The sequence below is a fragment of the Marisediminicola sp. LYQ134 genome (assembly GCF_046599635.1).
Taxonomy (GTDB): domain Bacteria; phylum Actinomycetota; class Actinomycetes; order Actinomycetales; family Microbacteriaceae; genus Marisediminicola.
The window spans coordinates 545,447-563,890 of record NZ_JBKIWP010000002.1; the positions used below are offsets into that span (position 1 = coordinate 545,447).

The 18,444-nt window shown below is 69.1% G+C and carries 21 protein-coding genes; 12 read left to right on the plus strand and 9 right to left on the minus strand.

Annotated elements, in window-relative coordinates; all coding sequences use genetic code 11:
• Positions 1–42: 42 nt before the first annotated feature.
• On the minus strand, positions 43–1,002 hold the full coding sequence (locus ACLHIH_RS11210) for a hypothetical protein (protein WP_411316897.1): 960 nt from the start codon (positions 1,000–1,002) through the stop codon (positions 43–45).
• Positions 1,003–1,067: 65 nt separating this feature from the next.
• On the minus strand, positions 1,068–1,874 hold the full coding sequence (locus ACLHIH_RS11215; protein ID WP_411316898.1) for an MBL fold metallo-hydrolase: 807 nt from the start codon (positions 1,872–1,874) through the stop codon (positions 1,068–1,070).
• Positions 1,875–2,011: 137 nt separating this feature from the next.
• On the opposite strand from ACLHIH_RS11215, the gene ACLHIH_RS11220 reads away from it, so the two are divergent.
• From ACLHIH_RS11220 to ACLHIH_RS11240, 5 genes are all read left to right on the plus strand, one after another.
• Positions 2,012–3,319, plus strand: coding sequence for a DUF1963 domain-containing protein (locus ACLHIH_RS11220; RefSeq protein WP_411316899.1), 1,308 nt, complete (start codon positions 2,012–2,014; stop codon positions 3,317–3,319).
• A 21-nt stretch (positions 3,320–3,340) separates the two neighbouring features.
• Positions 3,341–3,754 (plus strand): hypothetical protein, encoded by a 414-nt coding sequence (locus tag ACLHIH_RS11225; protein WP_411316900.1) that lies wholly within the window; start codon positions 3,341–3,343, stop codon positions 3,752–3,754.
• Positions 3,755–4,125: 371 nt separating this feature from the next.
• The gene (locus ACLHIH_RS11230) at positions 4,126–4,338 is read left to right on the plus strand and encodes a hypothetical protein (protein ID WP_411316901.1); all 213 of its coding nucleotides are present in this window, start codon (positions 4,126–4,128) and stop codon (positions 4,336–4,338) included.
• Positions 4,339–4,437: 99 nt separating this feature from the next.
• A complete protein-coding gene (locus ACLHIH_RS11235; protein WP_411316902.1) occupies positions 4,438–5,787 on the plus strand; it encodes a D-alanyl-D-alanine carboxypeptidase family protein in 1,350 nt (449 codons plus the stop codon).
• A gap of 121 nt (positions 5,788–5,908) precedes the next feature.
• Positions 5,909–6,250 carry an ATP-dependent DNA ligase gene (locus tag ACLHIH_RS11240; RefSeq protein WP_411316903.1) on the plus strand — a complete coding sequence of 114 codons (342 nt, stop codon included), beginning with the start codon at positions 5,909–5,911 and terminating at the stop codon, positions 6,248–6,250.
• A gap of 34 nt (positions 6,251–6,284) precedes the next feature.
• Here the strand turns inward: ACLHIH_RS11240 and ACLHIH_RS11245 are convergent, their stop codons facing one another.
• The 4 genes from ACLHIH_RS11245 to ACLHIH_RS11260 form a co-directional block, all read right to left on the minus strand.
• A complete protein-coding gene (locus ACLHIH_RS11245; RefSeq protein WP_411316904.1) occupies positions 6,285–7,043 on the minus strand; it encodes an ANTAR domain-containing protein in 759 nt (252 codons plus the stop codon).
• 24 nt (positions 7,044–7,067) lie between these two features.
• Positions 7,068–7,703 (minus strand): GAF and ANTAR domain-containing protein, encoded by a 636-nt coding sequence (locus ACLHIH_RS11250; RefSeq protein ID WP_411316905.1) that lies wholly within the window; start codon positions 7,701–7,703, stop codon positions 7,068–7,070.
• A 210-nt stretch (positions 7,704–7,913) separates the two neighbouring features.
• A complete protein-coding gene (locus ACLHIH_RS11255; RefSeq protein ID WP_411316906.1) occupies positions 7,914–8,531 on the minus strand; it encodes a hypothetical protein in 618 nt (205 codons plus the stop codon).
• A 186-nt stretch (positions 8,532–8,717) separates the two neighbouring features.
• Entirely contained in the window at positions 8,718–9,131 is a 414-nt protein-coding gene (locus tag ACLHIH_RS11260; protein WP_411316907.1) for a glutamate ligase domain-containing protein, read from the minus strand.
• Positions 9,132–9,357: 226 nt separating this feature from the next.
• On the opposite strand from ACLHIH_RS11260, the gene ACLHIH_RS11265 reads away from it, so the two are divergent.
• Positions 9,358–10,386 carry an App1 family protein gene (locus tag ACLHIH_RS11265; RefSeq protein WP_411316908.1) on the plus strand — a complete coding sequence of 343 codons (1,029 nt, stop codon included), beginning with the start codon at positions 9,358–9,360 and terminating at the stop codon, positions 10,384–10,386.
• Here ACLHIH_RS11265 and ACLHIH_RS11270 read toward each other — a convergent pair.
• Positions 10,383–13,331, minus strand: coding sequence for an SGNH hydrolase domain-containing protein (locus tag ACLHIH_RS11270; RefSeq protein ID WP_411316909.1), 2,949 nt, complete (start codon positions 13,329–13,331; stop codon positions 10,383–10,385). The two genes, ACLHIH_RS11265 and ACLHIH_RS11270, sit on opposite strands and share 4 nt — an antisense overlap.
• Before the next feature lie 217 nt (positions 13,332–13,548).
• On the opposite strand from ACLHIH_RS11270, the gene ACLHIH_RS11275 reads away from it, so the two are divergent.
• On the plus strand, positions 13,549–13,719 hold the full coding sequence (locus tag ACLHIH_RS11275) for a CsbD family protein (protein WP_411316910.1): 171 nt from the start codon (positions 13,549–13,551) through the stop codon (positions 13,717–13,719).
• Between the two features lie 78 nt (positions 13,720–13,797).
• Here the strand turns inward: ACLHIH_RS11275 and ACLHIH_RS11280 are convergent, their stop codons facing one another.
• Positions 13,798–14,097, minus strand: a complete 300-nt coding sequence (locus ACLHIH_RS11280; protein ID WP_411316911.1) for a hypothetical protein — start codon at positions 14,095–14,097, stop codon at positions 13,798–13,800.
• A gap of 102 nt (positions 14,098–14,199) precedes the next feature.
• Between ACLHIH_RS11280 and ACLHIH_RS11285 the strand changes: the two genes are divergently transcribed.
• From ACLHIH_RS11285 to ACLHIH_RS11295, 3 genes are all read left to right on the plus strand, one after another.
• The gene (locus ACLHIH_RS11285) at positions 14,200–14,562 is read left to right on the plus strand and encodes a hypothetical protein (RefSeq protein WP_411316912.1); all 363 of its coding nucleotides are present in this window, start codon (positions 14,200–14,202) and stop codon (positions 14,560–14,562) included.
• A 75-nt stretch (positions 14,563–14,637) separates the two neighbouring features.
• A complete protein-coding gene (locus tag ACLHIH_RS11290) occupies positions 14,638–15,579 on the plus strand; it encodes a hypothetical protein (protein ID WP_411316913.1) in 942 nt (313 codons plus the stop codon).
• Positions 15,576–15,959, plus strand: coding sequence for a GntR family transcriptional regulator (locus ACLHIH_RS11295; protein ID WP_411316914.1), 384 nt, complete (start codon positions 15,576–15,578; stop codon positions 15,957–15,959). The genes ACLHIH_RS11290 and ACLHIH_RS11295 overlap by 4 nt, the downstream gene beginning before the upstream one ends.
• A gap of 266 nt (positions 15,960–16,225) precedes the next feature.
• Here ACLHIH_RS11295 and ACLHIH_RS11300 read toward each other — a convergent pair whose 3' ends face one another.
• Positions 16,226–16,654, minus strand: coding sequence for a MauE/DoxX family redox-associated membrane protein (locus tag ACLHIH_RS11300; protein WP_411316915.1), 429 nt, complete (start codon positions 16,652–16,654; stop codon positions 16,226–16,228).
• An 82-nt stretch (positions 16,655–16,736) separates the two neighbouring features.
• Here ACLHIH_RS11300 and ACLHIH_RS11305 point away from each other — a divergent pair, with 82 nt between their 5' ends.
• Together ACLHIH_RS11305 and ACLHIH_RS11310 are read left to right on the plus strand one after the other, a co-directional pair.
• Positions 16,737–18,164, plus strand: coding sequence for a dihydrolipoyl dehydrogenase family protein (locus tag ACLHIH_RS11305; RefSeq protein WP_411316916.1), 1,428 nt, complete (start codon positions 16,737–16,739; stop codon positions 18,162–18,164).
• A complete protein-coding gene (locus ACLHIH_RS11310) occupies positions 18,161–18,409 on the plus strand; it encodes a hypothetical protein (RefSeq protein ID WP_411316917.1) in 249 nt (82 codons plus the stop codon). Before ACLHIH_RS11305 ends, ACLHIH_RS11310 begins: the two co-directional genes overlap by 4 nt.
• The last annotated feature ends 35 nt before the right edge of the window (positions 18,410–18,444 follow it).

Below are 18,444 nucleotides of genomic sequence, written 5' to 3' on the forward strand. Positions count from 1 at the left end.
GCCGCCCCGGTCAGTCGGGCCGCGTCGGCGAACCGGTCCCGCTCAGGCGGCCGGGGCTGTCGTAGTTCGGCCGTTCTCGAGGGCGTCGCCCGTGGGTGACCCCATCGGCACGACGAATTGCACCGCACCGGCGCCCGACGTGATGTTGACGACCGACGCCGCGGGGTAGACCGGGTGCTCGGTCGTCGCCACCGTGGTCGCGCGCCCCGCGAAGATGGTCGTGCGCCCGTGGGAGAGGTCGTCGGCCCGCCCGCGCGCGATCCAGTCGCGACGATGCAGAACGGATGTCTCCCCGCCCGTGTCGCCCAGAACCACCGCGCCCTGCACGAACGCCGGGTGCAACCGGTGGGAGAGCGCCGCGAGCGGGCCGGCCGACGGGCGCACGAGAGTGGTGGAGTGCCCCGCCACGACCGTCGTGCCGGGATCGGATCGGAGGGCCTGCACGCAGTCGCTGCGCAGACCGTGATCGCGCTTGTCGCGCAGGATCTGCTCAATCGGACGTGACCGCGACGTGGCGCTGAGCTGCGTGGCCGGCGCGGTCGGCTCGGGCGCCGCGGGTGCTGTGGCCGAAGCGCTGTCTGACGTCGCGGGGACCGCGAGTCTGCGGAGGAGGGTCACGAGTCGCGTGATGGTGTCGCGCGCGGCCCCGTTGTAGGAGATCGCGACGGAGGGCCCCGACGTGAGGTGCACGACGAGTCGGCCGTCGAGCAGGTGCACGGTGTCTTGGAGCGCCAGAACCTCGCCGTGGGGCGCGGCCCGCACCCCGTAGACATCCTCGGCGCGCGTGAGAACGGTGAGGGTTTCGGCGGTCACGACGATGAGCTGGTCGTAGAGGTTCATGTCGGGGGTCGCGTCACGGCGGGCGATGTTGCGGGGCACTTTGAGCACCAGGAGCGTCTCGGTGAAGTCGATCGCGAAACTGCGGAACAGTCGCGGCGTGCCTTCGACCGTGGTGACGTCGTCGATCCACGGCCCGAAGGCGTCGAACTCGTCTGTGCGCATCCGTCATTCCTAGCGCACCGACCCTCGCAGGTACATGCGAATGCACATATTCGATCGGTGCGGAACTATCGCCTGCGATCGCCGAGCCGCCGCACTTGCCAGCGGTGCACGTCGGGTAGCCACTCGAGCGGAGCGGCGGGCCCGAGTCGGGGGTCATCGAACGGGCCCCCGTCGCGCAGGGCGGTCACGTAGGCACGGTCGAGTTCGATGCGGTGCCGGAGCTGCTCGGCCCCACCGACCGAGCCGTGGCCGGGAACGACGACATCCGCCTCGCCTGCCACCGCGTCGAAGATCGCGAGCGCGGCGAGGTAGTCGTCGATCGGGTGCGCGGCGTCGGCATCGAGAAACGGCATGAGGATGTCGGAGAGCATGTCGCCCGCCACGAGCACGCCGCGCCCCTCGACGAGCAGCGCCGCGTGCCCCGGGGCGTGCGCCCGGTGCTCGATGATGCGCACGTCGGGGCCGTTCCACGGAACCCGCGTCGCGCCGGCGGGCAGCGCCGTGAGAAGTCCGAGCAGCTCCATGGGGATGTCTGCGGCGTACTCCGGCGGCAAGCCCTCCGCCATGCGGTCGACCCAGTCCGCTGTCGAGAGCTGGTCGGCGATCGACGCGGCGCATCGGGCGGTGCCGTACCGCGGAGCATCGCCGAACCGGGAATGCCAGAGCACGTGGTCCCAGTCGGGGTGTGTGGAGAACCCGGCGACGACGGCCTGCCCGAGCTCGCGGATGTCGTCGCCGAGCGCTGCCATCTCGTCGCGGGTGATGCCGGGGTCGACGAGCAGCACACCGCTCGCCCCCTGCACCACGACGGCGTTGCTCTGGATGAACTCGCTCACGTGCACGAACACACCGTCGGCGACCTGGTCGAGCATCGAACGCCTCCCGCTCCGAGGGGGCCACCGTTCGTCTGTCGTCGCGCGAAGACGGTGGTCGTTTCGTGGCACCTATTGTGCTCCTCCGCGGCTCCGCTTCACCAGCGCGGCGGCCTCCCTGCCGGTACTCTGACCTCGTGAACGGCGACTCCCAGACCCCGGACCCGGTAGTTCCCACGGCGACGGTGAGCTACCACCGAGCGTCTCAGCTGAAGGGGTCGACGAGCATCCGCCTGCAACTCGAGCAGGAGCACCTCATCGAGAGTCGTGTCTCGGTGTTCTCTGCACCCGTCTTCGTCGACGGCCAGAAGCTGCGGGTCAAGTGGGGGAACACCCTCCGATTCAGCGTCGAGGATGCGGGCGTGTCGCGCGCGTGCGTGCTCGTGACCGAGCAGGGCAAGGATGGCTGGCCGGCGACCGTGCCGCGCGTCGTCGCCCTACTCGTCGACGAGGAGCCCGTGCGCCTGAAGCACGAACCTCTCCGCGACGACACCACGCCGTTCGACGAGCAGGTCGTGGAGCGAGAGCCGGAGCCGGAACCCGCGACCCCAGCGCCGATCGCGGGCGGCCGCGCCGAGTTCGCCGAGTGGCTCGAATCCGAGCCATACGGGATCGCCCACCTCGCCTCCCGCCTCGAACCGCGAGCCGTGCTGACGGAGCGGGGCTTGCCGCCGGGCATCGCCGGTCTCCACACCGAGACGTTTCCCGTCGACAGGCTCTCCCTGCTCGGCGGCCCGGCGGTCGGCATCACTGCCGCAGAATGGCCCCGCAATGCCAACGGCACGCGCCTCGCGCACGTGGCCACCCTGAGCCTCGCCGCCGTGAATGACGCCCTCGAGGCGGCTCGCGGGGGGCAGCCGGAGGGCAAGCCCGGCTTGCCCGCGACGGGAGTGCTGCAGATATTCCACGACCTCACCGAGACCTACGGATGGGAGCCAGCCGACCGTGACGCGCGAGGGTGGGTTGTGCGGTGGCTCGAGAGCCCCGACTTCACCCACCTCACCGACTCGCCCGACGACGTCGACCTCCCGACTGCCGCGTGTCAGGCGTATGCCGTGGTCGGGTCGCACTCGATCCCCAGCTCCATGGAGTTCGCACACGAGAGCTTCGACGTGTTCGACGCCGTCGAGCGCGCGGGCGAGGAGATCAACCGAGCGTGGACGCGCCAACGCACCGGCGACCCGGATGCCGCCGTGGTTCCGGTCACCCACCTGTTCGGCCACAGCCAATCCGGCGTCGACGGTGACGTCAGTGCAGTTCTGTCCGCGGCTCTGCCGCTCACGGCGGCCGGTGACGAGCACCGCCTGATCGTGGACATCGAGAGCTGGACGACTCTCGACGCGTGGTTCGGCGACGCCAAACCCCTCGAGGTCTGGATGAGGCAGTCCGACCTCGAGGCGCGAGCTTTCGACCAGGCGTGGTGCCTCATCCGGACCGACGCGTAGCGCCGTCGACGGACCCCGACCATGACGACCAACGGCTTTGAGATGCCGCACGCGGAGTCCGCACTCGGATTGTCGAGCAGAGTCTTCGTATTCGCGGTCGTGTTGGGAGCCTTCGCGGCAGTGGAGTTCTCTCTCGTGGACTTCTGGTCGGCGTGGCACACGCTGGTTCTCCTCGGGATCGGCATCGTGCTCGGTAGCGTCCTCCCGCACCATCTCGACAGGATCGACAGCACGCGTCGGCGGTCGGTGACGCGGCGGCAGGACGCCAGCATCGTCGTAGCGTCGGGGTGCTTCGCCTTCGCGGCCGCGGTTGTGGCGCGATACGCGGACGAGGCCGGGGTCGCCTTGGGCGGGGCATTCGCCCTTGCACTGGGGTCGTTCTGCATCGCGGCGTTGTGGCGACGCAGTGCCGCAATGGGAGCGCACTCGGCGTAAGCGGCCGCCCTTCGCGACGCGGCGGTGGATCCATAGCGCGGGTGCCGCGCGCGGGTGCCGCGCGCGGGTGCCGCGCGCTGTCAGACTGACGGGATGAGGCTGAGCGAGCGAACCTTGAGCGATCCCGCGTGGATGTGGGCTGTTCAGACCGTCACCGCGGTGCTCTTGGTTATCTCACAGGTCATCTCGGAGCGGGGACCGACCGTTCTCTTGGTCGTGGGCGTGATTCTGGCGTCCGTCGCCGCGACGATGCTCACGCTGACCATTCGGCGTCGGCGCCGGCGTCGGACGGCCGAGCGCGACAGTGAATTCCGGACGACGATCGGATGACTCCTCCGCGCGCGCCGATTCGACGCAGCCCGAACAAAACCGTGATCATCGGACTGAGCATCATGCTCATCGTCTTGGGGCTTCTGGTTCTCGGATCCACGATCTTCGGATACTCGGCTGCGATTCCTTTGCTCGGGCAGATAGTTCTGACGCCGTTCTTCCTCACCGCGGTGCTCATGGCCGCCAGCCGCAAGATGAACCACGATCGCCGAGGGCGGGTGGAGACCCACGACGACGCACCGGGGCCGGGATAGCAGCGCCAGCCCCGAGGTCGAACTTTTGCTCAAATAACCTCCCACCGTGGGTGCCCGCTCGGGCATGATGTGAGCAGCATCACGGACGGGATCCCCGCAATGACCACGCATCATCACTCGACAGACGACTTCGCCGAGCTCGCCGAGCTGATGCGAGACGAGCGGAAGAGCGCCGAACGCCGTGCCCCCGCCGAGGCGCGCGCTCGTCGCATCCGTCGTCGTCGCGGTCTCATCGCCGTAGTGACGGTGATGATGCTCGTGCTCGCGGCCGTCGGAGCATATGTCGTCTGGGCGCTGAACGCGCCGCTGAGTGCTCCGAGCGTCACCTCCCAGGTGCCGCAGGTCGAACCGCCCGCTGCGGCTGCGATCGCCGTGCCGCCGGAGGGGGTCTCGGCCATCAGCATCGCGGGCGCCGACGACTACTTCACCGCCGACGTCAGCGGAGGCTGGGCGGCGGGCGCGGCAGACGAACGGCGTCCCATCGGCAGCATCACGAAGCTCATCACCGCCCTCGTGATTCTCGAGGCCCGCCCTCTCGCGACCCCCGACGACCCCGGGCCCACCCTCACATTCAGCGAGTCCGACAACGACCTCTACGACAAGTACTACGTGCTGGGCGCGACGACCGCCGAGATGCCGACCGGCAGTTCGATGTCGCAGTACGACGCGCTCTCGACCATGCTCGTGCCGTCGGCGAGCAACTACGCCGAGGCAGTGTCGACCTGGGCGTTCGGTTCACAGGGCGCGTTCCTCGCGGCGACGCAGACGTGGCTCGCGGCGAACGGTCTCGGCGGCACCACCGTCGTCGAGCCGACGGGCATCAGCGCACAGAACACGAGCACCGTGACCGATCTCCTGGCGATCGGAAAGCTTGCCGCCGCGAACCCGGTGGTCGCCGCGATCGCCGCGACGCCGTCGATCGCGCTGCCCGGTCCGGGCTCCCTGTCGAACACGAACACGCTTCTGGGCGGGGAGATCACGGGCCTCAAGACCGGAAACCTGGGCGAGGGCACCCACAACCTGCTCTACACCGCGACCGTGGAGGTGGGGGCGGATGCTCCGCTGAGCGTGACCGGGGTCGTGCTGGGTGGGTTCTCACGCGACACCGTGGGGCAGGGTGTCCGCGCGCTGTTGGACAGCATCCGCGCCGGGTTCCACGAGGTCGTCGTCGCGAACAAGGGCCAGGACATCGGCACCTATACGACCCCGTGGGGGGCCACAGTGCAGATGGTGATCGCCGAGAACGCGTCGATCTTCACGTGGTCAGACACGCCCATCGAGGCGTCGATGACGCCCTCAGCGACGGTGACCTACGACGACGGCGAACAGGTCGGAACGATCGACTGGGTCGCCGGGCCGCACACGACGTCGGCCGCGATCGAGATCGAGGGCGAGATCGAGCCGCCCAGCGCGTGGTGGCGGCTCACGCATCCGTCGGAGCTGGGGTAGCTGCGAGCATCCGCTTGACACGTCACGGCGACGAGTTGCTAGCCTGGAGTCAGTTGCACTCTCGCACCGCGCGAGCGACCCTGACCCCGTCTCCACTTTGCAACGAAGGGACGGGTTGATCATGGGCACCTTCACGTATGACACGTCAGTGCGAGTCGATTTCGACGATCGCGTTCTCATCCACCTGCAGCTGGTGATCTCGGCCAAGCTGCGACGCGACGAGTCGTTCATCTTCACGTGGACCAAACCGGCCGAGGCCGGCGGTGGGCGCACGAGTGTGTGGATCGACCGCAGAGTGCCGGTCGCGTTCGACTACCTCACGAGCACGATGGCGCCGATCAGTCGACGTTGGATCGACGAACTCACCGCCACGACCTTCAACGCGCTCGGGCTCCAGATCGTGCCCGACCCCGGTGATGTGCCGGCGATGGCGGATGCCCCGGCTCGCGAGATGGCGAAGTGACGGCGGGCGACACCGCGGTCGCCGCCGCTCACCCTCAGCTCACAGGCCTCTTGTGGGGCACGGGTGCGGATTGAAGCTCTGACGGGTCGAGCCGTTTCGAGATGATCGCCGCCGCCACCGAGCGCAAGCTCAGGTTGTGGCTGCGCGCGTATCGGCGAAGGGCGTTGAACGCCTCATCCATGTCGTAGCCCCGGATCTCGTAGAGCACGCCCTTGGCCTGCTCGATGACCACGCGACTGTCGAGGGCGTGCTGCAGCTGTGTCGCGACGATGTTTCCCTCGCGGATCACACGCTCCTGCACGATGCCGATCGTCGCGACGTCTGCGAGTGCGCGCGCGGCCGTGACATCGCGTTCGTTGAGCGCGCCGACCTGGGTGCTGAACAGGTTCATCGCGCCGAGGGTCCGGCCGCGCAGGCGGAGCGGCGTCGCATACATCGAACGGTAGCCCTGCCCGGCGGCCACCCGCGAGAACTGCGGCCACCGATCGTGGGTGAGGTCGATATCGGGAACGCTCACGGCGACCCCGGTGTGGAAGCACTCCACACAGGGGCCGGCGCCGGCGTTGAGCTGCATGATCTCCACGAGCTCGGCCGACTCGCTCGTGGAGGCGACCAAATGCAGGTCGCCCTGTTTGTCGGCGAGCATGAGGCCCCCCGCGTTGGTGTCGAAGAGGTCGGCGCATTCCTCGACGAGCACGTGCAGCATGTTGACGACGTCGTAATCCTCCACGAGGGTGTCGGCGAGGCGGACGAAGGTCTGGTTGAGGCGTTGTTCTCGAGACGGGTCAGTCACGGGGGAGCCCTTCCTGCTTGGTGTTCATTGAGGGGTGTTGCCGGTCAGAGTGCGAAAGTCGAGTTGACGAGTGACGACGTCGTGCGCGACCGCTTGCATCGTGCGATCTCGGGCGTATGCGTGAGCGCGCATAAGGAGGAGGGCATCGGATGTCGAACACCCGAGTTGCGCGAGGATCATCCCCGTCGCCTGGTGCACTTCCCTCCGCAGCTCGCCTTCCGGCTCCGCGGGGGTCGCCACGTTGCGGGCGGCGAGAAGCATCGCGCGCTCGGTCGCGGGGGCCACGACAGAACCGACGAGGGTCGCCGCGTCGACCATCTCAGATGGCGTCATGAAGTCGCGTTCGGTTCGGTAGAGCGTCGTCACGCCGACGGGAACGCTCCCGATCGTGAGGGGCAGGGTGATGACCATGCCGACGCCGAGCTTGTTGACGCTCGCGCAGAACTGCACGTATTGCGGGTCGCCGCCGGTGTCGATCTGCACCGGTCGGCCGGTGCGCCGCACCGTGAACCCGGGGCCTTCGCCGAGTTCGAACTGGAGGTCTTCGATGCGCCGCGCGACGTCGTCGCTCGAGGCGAGGATGGCGCCGTACCCCGAGGATCGGAAGATCGAGATCGCTGCCCCCGCGATCGCGAGACCCTCCAGAAAAGGCGCGATCATAGCGCTGGGGGAGGGCGGGCCCGGCTCGCCGATATCGGCTGTGTCGCTGTGCGAACTGTGTTCGCCCATTGTCACCCCGGTCGCCGAATTGTCATTGATCGTGACAGGGACTGGGTCTCTCGCCGACGGCGAGTGAACATGCAAGCTCATACAAGTCTGGCATGAAGCGGTGCCCCATTACTAGGGAGGGGCCCGCTGCGGGCGTGTTGCTCAGCCGTGCCGGCGGGCCCGCGCGAGCAGACGAGCGTCTCGCCGAGTCTCGAACGGTGTCGCGACGGCGAGGAAGATCACGGCCACCGCAACCAGGGCGGCGACCTGCCACGGCAGGCTCATGCTCGCCGCAAGGAGCCCCGAAAACAGCCCGAGCAGAGAGGGAAGAATAGCGCGCGACGTCGAGCGCCGAAACTCGATCGCTTCGACGAGTAGTTCCGCCACCCCGGGTGACAGGGGCTCTTCCTCGCGGGCCAGACGGGCGAAGCTTCGCCGCTGCGCGGCCGTCAATGCGCCCATCGGTGTTTCTCGTGGGCCGAACGGAGGTTGAGGGAGAAGTCGCCGACTGCGGCGAGCCGACACATATCCCGCGATACACAGGGCGAGAGCGGCCGCGAATGCCGCGCCCTGGAGCCACATGAGCGCGGGAGCAGGTCGCGGGTCCTCAGTGTTGATCACGATGGTGGATGCGAGCATCACGCCGACGACCACGATCGCCGCGCTTTGCGTGGAGACGAAGCGCACCGGCTGCCCCTCGACGTTCCACCTGCGCATCCGCCTGATCGCTTCGTCTATTCGTGCTGCATCACCAGGCGCCGACTCGATCACGACGGTCACTGTAGCCGCCGACAAGCTTGGATGCCGACATCCTCGTCACCAATCGCCGAACCTGTCAGTATGACAACCGTGCTTCTCTCCATGGTCGTGTTCCCCGCCGGGATGCTTCTCGTCGTCCTACTGATCGTCGTGGCGATAGTCGGGTCGGCCCAGAAGAGTCCGCTGCAACACCAGCAGGAGGCGGAGTCACGTGCCCGCCGCGACGACAGAATGGGCACGCACCCGGGCGGGTCCGAGTAGCGCACGCTCGGCGTCGCCCGACGGCTGGGGGTCGGCCGTCGGCCACCCGGCCTCGACAAGGGCGCGAGCCGTGTCGCTCCGAGGCGAGTAGGGGATGTCTTCGCCCCCCACCACGCGATAGTCGTAGGCCCCGGTGCCCGACCACAGCACGGTGCCGTCGGCTCCTGCTGCTCCCATCGGCCCGCGTTTGGAGGCATCCTTGTCGCCGTCCGCACCAAGCAGAACGATGAGCGGTCCGGGGGATATCGCCCGAAGCGCGGCGAGCGTCTTCTCGGTCGAGTCGGGTGTGTGCGAGATATCCATGTAGACGCGGGGCCCGGTGTTTCCGGAGACCAGGCTCGTGCGGCCGGGGATGGTCACACGGATGCCCCTGCGCACGCGAGCGCCGAGCGCACGCGGTGGCACAACACATCGAAGTCGTAGCCGACGGTTGCGAGCATCGCGAGCGCGAGCGCCACGGGGCGCCGACAGTCGCGTCCCTTGAAGGCTCCCGCTGGCTGTGGTAGCCGCCGCGGTTGAACCGCCGCTCTGCAGTGCGCCGGAGGGCTCGGTCGCTACCCGAAGGCGGGCGGGCTACCGTGTGTCGATGCCCTCCACCCCTCCTTCGTCCGGTCGCCTTCGCCGCGCCTCCATCACGGTCGCCTACCGCACCGAAACGGGGGTGCGTGACTGGTTGTCACGCCGTGCGGTGCGACGAGGGTGGACTCCGGCGGTCATCCCTTACTCCGGCTACGCGAGCGGCGGCCACGCGCGAGTGCTCGGTCGGGTCGTTCTCGCGCCCGCGAGCGTCGACCCCTCGGGGCGACGTGACGTGCGGGGATGGCGACGGCTTCTCACCCTCGAGAGCCCCGGTGCCGAGGTGCACGTCGAGCTCGCGGGGAGCACGACGACCGTGAGAAGCAACGAGGCCGGCATCATCGACGCTCGCATCGACTTCGACAGTCCCGTCGACTCGAGCACGGCGGATGCGACGCTGACTGTGGGCGCTCGAGACGCGATCGTCGCGAGCATCCACGTCGTGAGCGAGAAGCCGGTGCGCGGCGTCGTGTGCGACATCGACGACACGGCGTGGGTGACCGGAATCTCGCACCCGATCCGGGCGGCGTGGCGCACCCTGCGAGGAACGAGCTCGACGCGGAAGACCGTGCCCGGCATGGGCAGGCTGCTCCAGGCCGCCGTCGAGGGAGACCACCTACCGGGTGTCGTGTATTTGAGCAACGGACCCTGGAACCTGGTCGGCCCGGTCACCCGGTTTCTCGGCAAGAACCACTTCCCGGCGGGCGCCGTGCTCATGACCGACTGGGGGATCACGCCCGACCGGTGGTTTCGCGACGGCCAGAAACACAAGTCGTCGTCGCTCGCGCGACTTCTCGACGATTTTCCGCACGTGACGTGGGTTCTCGTCGGCGACGACGGCGAGCACGATCCGCAGCTGTACCGCGACCTCGCCGAGTCTCACCCTGGGCGGGTGGCGGCTATCGCCCTCCGTCAGACGGCGCCGACGCTGACGCCGACCAAGCGCGGGGCGACCGAACAGGAGTCGGTCAACGGGGTGCCGGTGCTGCACGGCCCCGACGGTGATGCCCTCCTGCCGCTTCTGCGCGCGGCGCTCTAGCCGGAGCCCTCGTTCTCGTTCTCGCGCGACGACATCCTCGTGGTGAGCCACTCGACGATGTCGGCCCGCACCTCGGCGTCCAGCAGCGAGAGGGCGTGGCCGGCTCCATCGATCGGTCGCACCGTCACGTCGGCCGAGGCGGTAGCAGGGTTGGGGGCACCGGCGGCATCATCATCCGGTTTGCTCGCCTCGAGTGCGGTCGCGAGAGCCTCGGCCTGGTCGAAGGGGATGAGGTCGTCGTCCCGAGCGTGCACGAGGTAGAACGGCGGGCTGCCCGCATCCGCGAACGTGATCGGCGATGCTGCTGAGGCCGCGGGGCAATCGCCGTAGTCGGCGCACCCGAGGTAGTCGAGTTGCACGCGCTCGAATCCGCGGCCCACGTGCGCCGACGCCGGCTCGGTCAGGTCGAAGGGGGCGCTGACGGTGACGACCGCGGCCACCTCGCCGCCGTCCGTGGCGGCGGATGTCGGGGCCCCGCCGTCGAGCGCGAGCAGCGCGGCGAGGTTGCCGCCCGCGGAATCGCCGAACGCCGCGACTCGAGCGGGGTCGATGCGGTAGCTCGCGACCTGCTCGGGATCGCGGGCCCACGCGAGCGCCGAGCGCACGTCGTCGATGGCTGCCGGAAAGGGATGCTCGGGCGCGAGGCGGTAGTTCACCTGGAACACCACGAACCCCTCCGATGCGAGCCACTCGCACGACTCGCGCCACTGTCGCCCCTGCTTGTCGCCGCTGTGCCACCCGCCCCCGTGCACCGACAGGATCGCGGGGCGGGCGGGAGCGTCACTCGAGGTGACCTCGTCGACCGGCACGCAGACATCCAGCGTCTGGTCGGGGTGCGTTCCGTAGGCGAGGTCGGCGTCGACATGAACGGATGCCACGTCTCCGGGCTCGAGAAACGGCGCGAGTTGCAGCGCGAGCGCCGGGCCGAGCAGGCGGCTCCAGGTCGCGGTCATGTGGTGTGTGTCGGAGTAGACGAGTGTCGACCCGATGAGCGCGGGGCAGGTCTCGGCGTTGCACACGGTGTCGGTCATGGTGATGAAGCCCGAACCGGTGGTGCGCGCGGCCGCCTCCTGCGCCTCGAGCACCGTCGTGTTGATGGCCTCGCTGCGCGGCACGGCGCACTCGGCGGCCGACTCGAGGTGTGACGCGAGGCACAGCACGGGGGAGCTGCTGAACTCCGGGGTGTCGGCGATCGTCACCACGCGGGTGTCGGCGGGCATCCGCTCGATGCTCGACACCGTGCCCTCCTCCCAGTCCCGGGCGATGAGCTCCTGGTCGCGGTCGGGGCGCGGTGCGATGTGGTTCGTCATGACGACGACGTCGGGCGGATCGTCGCGCAGGTGCTCGATCACGCCGTCGCGCCAGGCCGCGCACGTGGGGTTGGCGGCGTTGGCCCACGCGATGTCGGTGTCTTGCGATCGGCACTCCGACTTGGTGAACGTCTCCAGCCGGAACCCCTCCTCCTCGGCGGCGACCTGCAGTGCCGGAAACCAGCGTCCGGCGTGCGAGTCGCCGAAGAGCGCCACGGTGACGGGTGAGTCGAGGTCGCCGAACGAGCACGTCGTCACCTCCGCTTCGCCGACGGATTGCTGGCATCCGTTGGAGTAGATCTCGCCCGTGTCGGCGACGGCCTCGTCGAGCGGGGGAGAGACGTCGGAGGGCACGAATTGCGCGGACTCGGGCAGAAGGGTCGCGACCGTTTCGCCCGCGGCTCGATCGGAGTGCAGGGGCATGAGCGCGGCGGCGGCGCTGCCCCCCGCGAGGAGCGCCGCGAGAGCGACCGAGCCGACCGCGGCGAGGCCGAGCGAGCGTCCTGGGCTCGACCGGCGCGCGCGAGAGCCGCGCCGGAACGGCGTCTCGACGAAGCGATAGAGCAACCACGCCACCGGAACTGCGACGACGACGAGGGCCACCCCGAGCCCCATCGGCAGCGCGACACCCGGCGCGGTGTGCTCTTGGACGAGCACGAGGATCGGCCAGTGCACGAGGTAGAGCGAGTAGGAGATGAGGCCCACGAACTGGAACGGGCGCGACCGCAGCAGCCACGACGCTCCCCCGTCGCGGGGGCGACCGAAAGCGATCACGAGAAGCGTTCCGGTGACGGGGGCGAGGGTCGCGAACCCCGGAAAGCTCGTCTCGGCCGTGATGGTGACCGCGCTCACGACAATGAGCGCGAGACCCGCCCAGGTGAGGATGCGGGCGACCACGGCGGGCGTGCGCTGCATCGACGTGATCACCCCGGCGAGCACCCCGCCGACCGCGAGCTCCCACGCGCGGGTGGGGAGCGAGAAGAACGCCCACGGTTGTGATTGCGGCAGAACGACGAGGCACGCGGCGAACGAGAGCAGGGCGACGGCGCCCATCCCGATGACGACACCTCGCGGGGAGCGCCGCGCGACCACGAAGAGCCCGAGCAGCAGGGCCGGCCACAGCAGATAGAACTGCTCCTCCACCCCGAGCGACCAGAAGTGTTGGAACGGCGACGGCTCGGTGCCCGCGAGGTAGTCGGTCTGCGCCACCGCGAACGCGACGTTGGGCACGTAGAGCGCCGACGCGATGGCGTCAGCCAGGATCTGTTCGAGGCGCAAGGGCGACACGAGGATCACCGATGCCACAGCCGTGAGCGCGATGACCGCGAGCGACGCGGGAAGAATGCGTCGAGCTCGAGCCGCGTAGAACGCGGTGAAGTCGATGCGCCCGCGCTCCGCAAGGGTGGCGAGCAGGTGCGCGGTGATGAGAAAACCGGAGATGACGAAGAACACGTCGACGCCGACGAAACCCCCCGCGACCGCGCCGACACCCGCGTGCTCGAGCAGCACCAACCCGACGGCGACCGCCCGCAGCCCCTGGATGTCGGGGCGGAACCGCACCTCGGCAGGCCGTGCGCGAGCGGATGTCGCGACTGCGCCCGCACCGCTCATCCGGCCTGCCCCGCCCTGCTTCATCCGTGACGCCGCGCCGGTCTGGCAAGGCGCGTGCACGATAACAAGGCGTCGTGAACAGCCGGGGGCGTTCGCGAGCGATGGCGGGTCACGGACATGGCCGACCTGCCCGGGCTCCTGGGTGAGGTCTAGCGACACCCGAATTCTCAGCAAATGACCTGCCCGCGAGGTGCGCGGGAGGTCTAGCCTCTCTCGTGAGAAACCATCAAGGGAGGAAACCATGGGACTCGACGACAAGATCAAGAACGCCGCGCAGGATGTCGCGGGCAAGGTCAAGGAAGCGGTTGGCGATCACCGCAACGACGAAGACCTGAAGGCCGAGGGTCAGCAGGACCAGTCGGAGGCCTCGCTCAAGAAGGCCGGCGAGAACGTCAAAGACGTCTTCAAGTAGATCCACAGAGCGGCGAGGTGGCATCCCAACGGTGGGGTGCCACCTTCGTCGTTGTCGGCCCGGCGCCCGAGCGTCGACTCACGCGTCGGGGGTCGCCGACCACTCTCGGAGAAAGCCTTCTTCGGTGAGCTCGTCGAGGTCTTTGTTCGCCTCGTCGAGGAGGTGCTCGGGGACGCCGACATCCGCCGCCGTGCGCAGCACGACCTCTCCCGTGCTCGTCCGGCGCACCACGAGGTCGGTGTCGGCGACCGTGTCGACCGAGCCGAACACGGCCGCGCCGACGACGTTGGCCAAAAACCTGCCGGCCTTGGCGGCGGGGTGGCCGCGCCGGGGTTCGAGCGACGCGGTGAGTGTCGCGCTCGCGGCAGTCTCGTCCATGAGTGCAGGGTAGCGCGGCGCGCGGTGGCCCATCGTGGCGGTGACGGCCCCTTTCGGCCATCATCAACAGAGCCGAAGAGGGCGCGACAACGAGGGGATGGCATGTCTGCAGCCACGAAAGGAACCGCGCATGGTGAGCGCCCCTCGGGTGGCCGACGCCTTGCGAAGAGGGTGATCGAGGCGTTCCTGGTCGCGCTCCCCGCCCTGCTCGTGGTGCTCGGGACGATCTCCGGCTCTCTCGGAAGCACCCTCGGGAGCTGGCTGTCGGTCGCGGCCGTCGTTGTGATGGCGGCGGGGGTCGCCACGGAGCACTGGGTCGCCTACGTCGTCATCCTCGTGGTGGGCATCATCGCTCTGTTCTCGACGGGGCTCCTGGCGCTCGCCGCGTGGGTGGTCGGCGCGATCTACATCGGGATCGCGGTCATCAACCTCGTGATCATCGTTCGGCGTCGACGTTCGAGCTGACCGAACCCGTCCGCGTCGGGGCGTTGACAGCACCACACATCCTTTGTACCGTTCAGTTGATACAAGGAGGTTCGAGTGCTCGACGTCAGCTTGACCGACATCACGCTCGTCGTCGTCGGCTCTCTCGCCTTCATCGCGCTAGCTGCGGCGGGCCTTGCGCTCGTGGGAACGTCGCGGCATCCGCTCGTGGTGAACCGGGCTCGACGTCGATCCGCCTTGAGATCGCTGGTCGCGGTTGGCGTTGCCCTGGCTGCATTCGCGCTCGCTGTGCTCGCGCACCGTCTCGACCCGCGGCTCCAATCGATCCCTTACGTACTCGGGCCTCTCGTTGCGGCGGCCGCCGGCCTGATCGCATTCAGGCTCATGCCGACCCCGTCCATCGACGCGCCGACCCGGCGTCGTGTGGCCAGCGTCGACCGGCGAACGCTTCAGGACTACTCGACTGCCGCGCAACGCCGAGTGTTCCAAGCATCCGCAGTCACCACTGTGCTCATCGTGGTCGTGTGCGGCGTTCTATCGAGACCCTCGCTGGACGGACGATGGATCTGCCCGAGTTTCATCTCCGCCCCCTGTGCCGGGGGAGGTGCACTTCTGTTCCCGGGGTGGATGTTCGGGGTTCCTGCGCTCGTGCTTAGCGCGGCAGTCGCCCTCAGCATGCGTGCGGTGCTGAGGCAGATCGTCGACGCTCCAGCCGCATCTTGGCCGGAGCTGAGCTCTGCTGATGGCGCCCTTCGTGTCGGCGCGATCAGACTCGTCTATCGCGTGACCACCTCGGCATTCGTGCTCGCGGGGGCGATGTTTCTCGGCGTGGCGGCGTTCCCCTTCATCAACGCGGCCGCACTCGGAGACAGTCAAATGTCGGCTGTCGCAACGATCGCGCCCCTCGTTGGGTGGCTGCTGTTCGCCGTGACGGTGGCGAAGCTTCTGTGGGGGGCGGTGTTGGCGGTCATCGCTGTGGTCGGTGCCGTTCGCCTCCCGCGTGCTCCGCGTGTGGTCAGCCTGGGGTCAGTGCTGTGATTCACGTCGACGCCGACGACCCGACGCCGCCCTATGAGCAGATCCGTGCGGGTCTCGCTCGCGAGATCAGGTCGGGTCGAGCCTCAGCGGGCCACCGTCTTCCGAGCGTGAGGCAGCTTGCTGGAGATTTGCGCGTTGCCCCGGGCACTGTCGCCCGCGCGTACCGAGAACTCGAAGAAGCCGGAATGGTTGCCACGCGCGGATCGCAGGGAACGGTCGTGCGTGAAGGATGGGCGTCTGGCGACGAGATGAGTCGGGCGGCTTCGGCGTTCGTCGACGAGGTTAGATGCGTTGCGGACGACCTCGAAGACGTGATCGACGCAGTTCGACAGGCCTGGAGCGGCATCGAGGCGCGGGCGACGACAACTCCCGCGCGATGAGGAACCCCGCTCCGACGGTGGTTCTCGTCGCTCGGTCGAGGGTCGCGCGATCGGTGCGGACGCGAGTCGCTCGCGCGGTCTTCACCGTGGTGGCGAAGTGGACGACGTGGCAGATCGCGGTCGCTTCGCCGTTCGCCTCCCGGGTCTCGCCGTCGAGCCTCGCCTCGCGGCCGTGCGTGATGACGGAGAGAATCCGGAGCTCGGCGGGCTCGCTGGCAGCAGAGTGGCCCCCGCCGCCCCGTTGTCAGCCCTGAAAGGAGCGGCGATCAGCCGCGCGACCCGCGTCGGAGCAACGCGCCGGTCGACCAGAGGGCCCACGCGATGAGCAGCGGCTGGCCGAAGAGCCGGCCGATGCGCTTGCGGTCGGTGTCGAGACCGAACGCGGGGCGACGGTGCACGGCTTGTGCGATGTTGCCCGGAAAAATGGCGGTGAAGAACGCGGCGGCGACGAGGCCGACCTTCGCGCGCAGCGAGATGGGCGCGAACAGGAGGGCTGACCCGAGCGAGATCTCGGCCACGCCCGACAGCACGACCGTGGTGTCTTCGGGAAGCGGAACGAACTCCGGCACCTGGGCGCGGAAGTCGTCTCGAGCGAACGTGAGGTGGCTCACCCCGGCGAACACCAGAATCGTGCCGAGCGCGATGCGGGCGGTGGTGCGCCCCGGTGAAGCGGACGTGCGGCGGTCGAGTGCCATTTGTCTCCTTGGGGGTCCCGCCCATAGTAGGCACCCCCGTGCGGAACGCGATGTGAGCACTGCGAGCGCATAGCCTCGGCCTATGGATGCAACGGAACCGTGGGATCTGGTCGTGCTCGGCGGGGGGACGGCGGGGCTCGTGGCGAGCCGCGCGGCCGCCGCCGAGGGGCGACGGGTGCTGCTCGTCGAGGCGCACAGGCTCGGGGGCGACTGCCTCAACACCGGATGCGTGCCGTCGAAAGCGCTCATCGCCGCATCGCTCGCGGCAGCGACCGCGCGCACATCCGCGGCGCTCGGTGTTCGGAGCCCCGAGGTCGTCATCGACTTCGCAAAAGTCATGGGGCACGTGCGCCAGGCCATCGCCCTCATCGAGCCCGACGACTCGCGGGAGTCGCTCGAGCGCGCGGGGGTCGTGGTGATGGAGGGCCGAGCACGCTTCACGGGGCCGGGCGAACTCGAGGTCGAGGGCGCTCGCATCCGATTCGCGCGCGCCATCATCGCGACGGGAGCGTCGCCCGCCGCGCTCCCCGGTCTGACCGATCGCGCTGACGCTGACGCTGACGCTGACGCAGACGACGACGATGTCGTGCTCACAAGCGAGTCGTTCTGGTCGCTCACCGAGCTCCCCGAGCGTCTGCTGGTGATCGGCGGCGGGGCTGTCGGATGCGAGCTCGCCGGGGCGATGGCCAGGCTCGGGTCGGCCGTCACGCTGGTCCACCGCGGCGACCGTCTGCTGCCGAGAGACGACGCCCGCGCGGCCGAGATCGTGCGCGCAGCGCTCGCCGCAGACGGTGTCGATGTGCGGCTCGCGACCACCGTGGCGGATGTCGACGGCGCGACGGTGACGCTCGAGATCGGCGACTCCGGTGCGGCCGCCGTCGAGGCCGTCACGGCCGACCGCATCCTCGTGGCGGTGGGCCGTGCCCCGAACACGGCGGCGCTCGGTCTGGAGGTCGTGGGGGTCGAGCTCGACAGCCGCGGCTTCGTGCGCGTCGACGACACGATGCGCACCACGAACCCGGCGATCTGGGCTGCCGGCGACGTCACGGGTCGGCCGCAACTGACGCACATCGCCAACGTCGACGGTCGGGTGGCGGCCGCGAACGCGGCGACAGGCGAGCGGCGGTCGAACGCGCACGGTGTCGTGCCGCGCGTCACGTTCACGAGGCCTGAGGTCGCGGCCGTGGGCATCCGGTGCGACGACGCCGAAACGCACGGCTTCGACGTGGTCACGGTCGACCACCGCGACCTCGACCGGGCGGTGTGCGAGGCGGATGTCGGCGGCTACACCTCGATTATCGTCGACGGGTCGGGGCGCGTCCGCGGCGCGACCATCGTGGGGCCCCGGGCGGGGGAGTCGCTCGGGGAGGCGTGTCTCGCGGTGCGCCTCGGGGTGACGACGGCGGATCTCGCGAGCGCCACGCATCCGTATCCCACGTATTCCGACGGGGTGTGGAAGGCGGCGCGCATCCACGCGGGATCGCGCGGGGGCGTGAGGTCGACGTCATGACTCGCAGAGGAATCGGTGTCGGCCTTCTTGCCGGCGGCGGCGTCGTCACGATGGTCGGCCTCATCACCGCCGTCGTGTTTTTTCTCCAGCCGTGGCGCACATGCCCTTACGACGACGTGCCGGCAGGGTGCGCGATGCTTCCCGCCGATGCCGCGGTGATGGAGGGCGCGCTGGTCGTGATGTTCGTGGGGGTGTGCATCCTCATCGCCGGGGGGATCGTGCTCAACGGACCTCGGGGAAGGTGATCGGGCAGGAGGGCGGGTCGGCTGCGCATCCGCGA

Coding starts and splice junctions, on each gene's coding strand:
- ACLHIH_RS11265 (WP_411316908.1), top strand. CDS start 9,358: ATGCCCTCCACCCCTCCTTCGTCCGGTCGCCTTCGCCGCGCCTCCATC.
- ACLHIH_RS11210 (WP_411316897.1), bottom strand. CDS start 1,002: ATGCGCACAGACGAGTTCGACGCCTTCGGGCCGTGGATCGACGACGTC.
- ACLHIH_RS11280 (WP_411316911.1), bottom strand. CDS start 14,097: ATGGACGAGACTGCCGCGAGCGCGACACTCACCGCGTCGCTCGAACCC.
- ACLHIH_RS11225 (WP_411316900.1), top strand. CDS start 3,341: ATGACGACCAACGGCTTTGAGATGCCGCACGCGGAGTCCGCACTCGGA.
- ACLHIH_RS11250 (WP_411316905.1), bottom strand. CDS start 7,703: ATGATCGCGCCTTTTCTGGAGGGTCTCGCGATCGCGGGGGCAGCGATC.
- ACLHIH_RS11300 (WP_411316915.1), bottom strand. CDS start 16,654: ATGGCACTCGACCGCCGCACGTCCGCTTCACCGGGGCGCACCACCGCC.
- ACLHIH_RS11310 (WP_411316917.1), top strand. CDS start 18,161: ATGACTCGCAGAGGAATCGGTGTCGGCCTTCTTGCCGGCGGCGGCGTC.
- ACLHIH_RS11270 (WP_411316909.1), bottom strand. CDS start 13,331: ATGAAGCAGGGCGGGGCAGGCCGGATGAGCGGTGCGGGCGCAGTCGCG.
- ACLHIH_RS11275 (WP_411316910.1), top strand. CDS start 13,549: ATGGGACTCGACGACAAGATCAAGAACGCCGCGCAGGATGTCGCGGGC.
- ACLHIH_RS11285 (WP_411316912.1), top strand. CDS start 14,200: ATGTCTGCAGCCACGAAAGGAACCGCGCATGGTGAGCGCCCCTCGGGT.
- ACLHIH_RS11240 (WP_411316903.1), top strand. CDS start 5,909: ATGGGCACCTTCACGTATGACACGTCAGTGCGAGTCGATTTCGACGAT.
- ACLHIH_RS11235 (WP_411316902.1), top strand. CDS start 4,438: ATGACCACGCATCATCACTCGACAGACGACTTCGCCGAGCTCGCCGAG.
- ACLHIH_RS11305 (WP_411316916.1), top strand. CDS start 16,737: ATGGATGCAACGGAACCGTGGGATCTGGTCGTGCTCGGCGGGGGGACG.
- ACLHIH_RS11215 (WP_411316898.1), bottom strand. CDS start 1,874: ATGCTCGACCAGGTCGCCGACGGTGTGTTCGTGCACGTGAGCGAGTTC.